The 1,813-nt window shown below is 58.4% G+C and carries 3 protein-coding genes; 2 read left to right on the top strand and 1 reads right to left on the bottom strand.

Annotated elements, in window-relative coordinates:
* The first annotated feature begins 583 nt into the window (after positions 1–583).
* Both AC0L30_RS42800 and AC0L30_RS42795 read left to right on the top strand, forming a co-directional pair.
* The gene (locus AC0L30_RS42800) at positions 584–883 is read left to right on the top strand and encodes a hypothetical protein (protein WP_219681330.1); all 300 of its coding nucleotides are present in this window, start codon (positions 584–586) and stop codon (positions 881–883) included.
* A gap of 400 nt (positions 884–1,283) precedes the next feature.
* On the top strand, positions 1,284–1,484 hold the full coding sequence (locus AC0L30_RS42795) for a cold-shock protein (RefSeq protein WP_007601715.1): 201 nt from the start codon (positions 1,284–1,286) through the stop codon (positions 1,482–1,484).
* A 104-nt stretch (positions 1,485–1,588) separates the two neighbouring features.
* Here AC0L30_RS42795 and AC0L30_RS42790 read toward each other — a convergent pair.
* The coding region (locus AC0L30_RS42790) for a hypothetical protein (RefSeq protein WP_473406772.1) at positions 1,589–1,813 on the bottom strand (225 nt) is incomplete at its 5' end.

Raw genomic sequence — 1,813 nt, 5'->3', positions numbered from 1 at the left:
TGCCCGCCAGTTTCATGTAAGCAAGCCGTCGCCAGATCAGGTTCACAAGGGCTGTGAGTGCATTTAGCCGCTCGAGGCGGACTTCAGCGCGGGTGCAAAGCGTTCGGAGAATGTTGCGGCCTTGCCATCCCGGGCTGCAGAAAGGGCCGCCGAGATAATCGTTCAACACCCCACGAATGCGATCGGCAGTAAGGCCGCACCGAAAATAGTTTCCGCATATTACCCTCCTCGAGGTCAATGCCGTTCAGTTTTGGAGGGCGTTGTTTCAGCGTCATTCCGTGTGAGGCTCGAAACGGTTTCGTGCACGCGGTCGTGACGCAAGCTGGAGTTACGGCAGCAGGACCTGCGTTGTGCGCCGCGCAACAACATATGCTCCGAAAAGACCGATGGCGGAGAGACGGCCCCGGCTTCAGGGTTGGCTCTTGAGGTACGCCGGGGCCGCACCGCCAGCTTGGGCAAGCTAGCGAGACAGCGACGGCGCCGTGAGGACACGGGTTCCTCGCCGCGCAGGTCAGGCGAGGTTTAATTGGCACAATGTAATCCGCCGCGCTTTATTTTCGTTTCTACCCTGCGGCAAGCCACAATGCCTCTGACCCTGCGGATGATCGGCCTGGATGATTACACGGTTCACGAGGACCGGCAGCTAGTCGGGCGCATCCGCTACGCCAACGAACGCTCCCCGGGGTTCTGGTTGTGGACGTGCATCGTGACGCTTCCCGGTCCGCCGTTCGGGGAAGCTGGCTCGCTCGATGAAGCGAAGGGGCGATTCATGGTCGCATGGGAGAATTTCAAGGCGAAGCATACGGCGGAAGAGTTGGGGAAGGCCTTCGCTGAGATGAACCGCGCCAACCGACAAGACCATTATCTGCGCTCAGTGCGTTAGCGCGTCGCATTTGATTGCAACAAAATTCGCCGGTTCACACTGACGGCCATTTCCAAGCCGACGAGTTCGTCCCGACTGTGTACGCGCCCAGCAGTGAGATTGCCCCGGCTTCAAGGGGGACTTTTGGGTGGCCGGAGCCGCTCCGCCAGCTCCGCGGGGAGTCGGCAAGATTCTCAAGCTCCCTATTGAGGTGTTCGTTCCCTGCTGGTCCATCGTTGGAAATTCACGGGAGGCGCCGGTTCACGTTGGCTGCCTTCCTCATGTGGGCAACATGACGCCTGTCCCAGTATAAGCGGTCATGCATCCAACTCGCATTTTAAACTAAGTCCTAAGTTGGCGGGCTTTTCGTTTTTATCAGCTTCTGTCATGTTGCCACGGTCATTTTTCAGGAGAGACGCGCGTGGCAACAGGTATTGTGAAGTGGTTCAACGCGACCAAAGGCTATGGCTTCATTCAGCCCGACGACGGCGGGAAGGACGTCTTTGTCCACATATCAGCAGTGGAGAAGGCTGGCTTCAGTGGTTTGGCAGAAGGTGCAAAGGTGAGCTACGAGATCGTGAGCGATCGGGGCAAGCAGTCCGCAGGTAATCTGAGACTGTAGGCGTGGCTGGGACAGGGCCCGCCGGTTCGCGCCGGCGGGCCGGGCGCGTTGATCACGTGTATCGAAATTGAGTACACGCTTTGGTGCTGCGATCTTCGGCGCTTTCACCGCTCCAGTTCCTTGACGGCATCCTTTAGCAGTTCGAGAAGCCGGATTTCACATGCCCCCATGACGAACTGATCGGCATCGTCAGGCACGACAATCTGCCCCTGCACGTGTCCATCATGGGATTGGATGATGAAGTCGCGGGCCTTGCACGCTTCGTTGCGGACGTTCGTTATCGCCTCAAGCGGACCCCATTCAATTCTGACAGCCATTGCTAACCCTCG

This window comes from Bradyrhizobium sp. MI1.11 (assembly GCF_055811255.1).
The sequence above is the reverse complement of the archived record's forward strand: the minus strand, read 5'-3'. Positions and strand labels throughout refer to the sequence as shown.